The following is a 1,857-nucleotide window of genomic DNA, read 5'->3' as shown; positions in this document are numbered from 1 at the left end:
CTACCTGAAGGTAGCCGCATTATTCCCAATACTATTAATCGCGTGCCGGGTTTTAGTCTGGATAACCATCACTTTATGCCGGGCTTCCCTGAAATGTCCTGGCCCATGCTGGAATGGATTTTAGATACCCATTACCCACACTTACAGGGCTTGCGTCCCAAAGCGGAAAGAATCATTACCATTACGAAAGGGCGTGAGTCAGATTTACTGCCGACAATGAATGAGATTGTCGCCCAATATCCGCAGTTAAAATTATCAAGCTTGCCCAAACTCGGCGATGAGCCTCAAATTGAATTCAGCTTGCGTGGTGACGCTGAACAAATTGAGCAAGCCATGCAACATGTGATTGCGGCCGTTGAAGCAGCCGGCTTTATCTGGTCTGACTACAGGCCGGGTAAATAATGAAACCACAAAGGTAACGTGACAACGCTTAATAAGGTCGTCAATGTGACTGCGGCAGCATAGAGTGGACTATCTAATTGGTAACGTTCACATATCACAACACCAAACACCATAGTCGGCATGGCAGCCAAAAGTACGACTGCCAATGCGATATCCGCAGGCAGTTCGAACCAGCCCCCCGTGAAAAACACAGCCACTGGAACCAATAATAAGGTAATCACAGCGACCGGCAATAAAAGCGGTAAATAACGTAGTCTTAAGCTGTCCCAGCGAATACTCATGCCCAAGGCAATCAGCATCAGTGGCACCACACCACCAGATAATGTCGTTAATGTGTGATGAACCAGTTCTGGACGTGGCACATGCAGCACATTTAATAAAAGCGCGATCACAACCGCCCACAATGGCGGCACCTTGGTGAGTTCTTTTAAGGGATGGACTTTTTGCTGACCCGCCCCACCGAAATGATGCGCCATTAATATGCCAAAAGTCATCAACGCCGGTGTGCAGGCAAATAAGTCATATTGCAGCACAATGGCATTACTCCATGAGCCGAGTACCTGATTGGTGACCGGTAGACCAAGGTAGGTCACATTCGGAAAGATTGCAGCCAGCATCAGTGCGCCTTTTTGTTCAGGCGTGGTTTTGATAAATCGCAATAAACACCACATAACAATGCCTGCTGTTAGCAAACCAGAAAATGCCGTGAGAGAAATTTTAAGAGAGGTCTTATCTATGGGTGCGCCCCAGATGACATCTAACACCAGGGCTGGCAGTAAAATAAAGAAAACCAGATCGGTTAAGGCGCGGCGGTGTGCCAGAGCTGGAATATGCCTTGGTGCCCATTGTTTCCAGGCAAAACCACAGGCAATGAGAAGCCCCATCTGCACTAATACTAATAACATTTGTATCGCCTATAAATGAAACGCTGATCGTAGCAATCAACCTGCTGAAACGAAAGACTTATTGCCCGCGCTGATGATGCTTGCTGTGATGTCGTGGTCAGGGTATTGTTAGCGTTTTGGTGATAATTCATCAGATTCCATCAAGTTAGCCGATATACATCAGGCAGTACTTAAAATGGCCTGAACATCGTAATAAGGAAATCAATATGTCACTTTCTAAGCAGTTGTTAATTCTAATCAGCTTACTTTTTCTGATTGTTTTTTCAGCAAGCTTTGTGATCAGCATGGGCAGTATCCGTGACTATCTCGAAGTTGAATCTGAAATACATATGCAGGATACCGCCACATCGTTGGGTCTCTCACTTAGCCCGCATATGGAAGATGAAAATGATCCGATATTACAAACAATGATGAGCGCCATTTTTGATATGGGCTATTACCGTGAAATGCGTTTAGAAGATATTGATGGTAAAACGCTGGTGAGCCTGAAAAATCCCGTCAAAATGGAAGGTGTGCCCCAATGGTTAATCAATTGGTTACCCATGAAGTC

General features: G+C 45.6%; 2 protein-coding genes and 1 pseudogene. 2 read left to right on the top strand and 1 reads right to left on the bottom strand.

Annotation, left to right across the window (positions count from 1 at the left end; genetic code table 11):
• Nucleotides 1-402: pseudogene (locus tag B4K20_RS06785) on the top strand (competence/damage-inducible protein A); the annotation flags it as partial.
• On the opposite strand, the gene B4K20_RS06780 reads toward B4K20_RS06785, so the two are convergent.
• Complete coding sequence (locus B4K20_RS06780) at nt 384-1,307, bottom strand: AEC family transporter (RefSeq protein WP_289282350.1); 924 nt, start codon at nt 1,305-1,307, stop codon at nt 384-386. The pseudogene B4K20_RS06785 and the gene B4K20_RS06780 sit on opposite strands and share 19 nt — an antisense overlap.
• A gap of 206 nt (nt 1,308-1,513) precedes the next feature.
• On the opposite strand from B4K20_RS06780, the gene B4K20_RS06775 reads away from it, so the two are divergent.
• A partial coding sequence (locus tag B4K20_RS06775) for a LapD/MoxY N-terminal periplasmic domain-containing protein (protein ID WP_289282349.1) occupies nt 1,514-1,857 on the top strand: 344 nt, incomplete at its 3' end.

Source organism: Methylophaga sp. UBA5088, assembly GCF_002414625.1.
In the GTDB taxonomy this organism is placed as follows: Bacteria; Pseudomonadota; Gammaproteobacteria; order Nitrosococcales; family Methylophagaceae; genus Methylophaga; species Methylophaga marina.
Note: the sequence above shows the minus strand (reverse complement) of the source record. Positions and strands in the feature narration are given on the sequence as shown.

Excerpts from the sequence above, each read along its gene's own strand:
- B4K20_RS06780 (WP_289282350.1), bottom strand. The coding sequence starts at position 1,307 with ATGTTATTAGTATTAGTGCAGATGGGGCTTCTCATTGCCTGTGGTTTT.